This window comes from Nocardioides sp. J54 (assembly GCF_000519005.1).
In the GTDB taxonomy this organism is placed as follows: domain Bacteria; phylum Actinomycetota; class Actinomycetes; order Propionibacteriales; family Nocardioidaceae; genus Nocardioides.
In genome coordinates, this window is sequence record NZ_JAER01000081.1 from 1 (window position 1) to 1,091 (window position 1,091).

A 1,091-nucleotide genomic window follows, 5' to 3' on the forward strand; every position below is an offset into this window, starting at 1 on the left:
CGCAACGAGTTCAACGAGCTGGGCACCATCATCGGTGCGCAGCTCAAGAACGGCGGCACGGCGATGGACAAGCTCGCGCCCAAGACCAACAAGCTGATCACGCTGGGCGCCGATCTCTCGTCGATGTTCGGCGGCACGACCTCCGAGGCTGTGGAAGCACTCTCCTCGGCCCTCAAGGGCGAGCGTGACCCGATCGAGCGTTACGGCGTCTCGCTGTCCCAGGCCAAGATCGACGCCGAGGCCGCCGCGCTCGGCTTCGAGAAGGTCGACGGCTCGCTGTCCTCCCAGGCGAACCAGGCCGCGACCCTCTCGCTGATCATGCGCCAGACCGCCGACGCACACGGCAACTTCGCCCGCGAGGCCGACACTCTCTCCGGCAAGCAGCAGCGGCTCAAGGCGTCGCTGGAGGACACCAAGACCGAGATCGGTACGGCCCTTCTGCCGATCGTTGCCGACGCCTCGGAGTTCCTGCTCAAGGAAGGTGTGCCCGCGTTCCAGAAGTTCGCCGACTGGTTCAACGAGGATGGCATCCCGGCCGTCAAGGATTTCGCCGAGAGTGCCAAGCCGCTCGCCGAGGAGATCCTGCCCGCGGTCGGTAGCGCACTCGACACCGTCAAGGGCGCCCTCGAGACCGCCCTGCCCTACGCGAAGGATCTCGTGGGTGCGTTCAACGACATGCCCGCGTGGGCCCGTGACGCCGCCGTTCTGGGCGCCGTGGGCCTCGGGGTGGGGTCGAAGCTCAAGCCCGGCCGCAAGGGCGCCGGAGGCGGTCCTGCGGGCCTCTTCGGCGGCAAGGGCTCCTCGGCTGCCAACCCCGCTTACGTGTGGGTGGTCAACGGCGGCGGGGCGCCCGGGACCGGCAAGCCCGGAACGGGTGGCCCCAAGGGTGGCGTGATCCCGGCCAACGTCGCCGCGCTGACGGCCCTCGGAATCAGCCTCGCTGGCCTCGACGCCTTCGACAAGTGGCGCGACGACAGGGACGCCCTCAAGGGCGGTCAGCGCAGCTCCTCGGCGGCATGGGAGCGACGCCGCGACGAGCTCACCGACCCCGCGCACTTGCTGAGCGGTGGGGGTGGCCGTCGACTCGTCGC

Annotated in this window: 1 protein-coding gene; it reads left to right on the forward strand. The window is 69.6% G+C overall.

All coding sequences use genetic code 11. The features are described 5' to 3' along the window. Window positions 1-1,091 (forward strand): hypothetical protein (locus NOCJ54_RS30130; protein WP_036519506.1); only part of this gene is annotated, 1,091 nt, incomplete at both ends.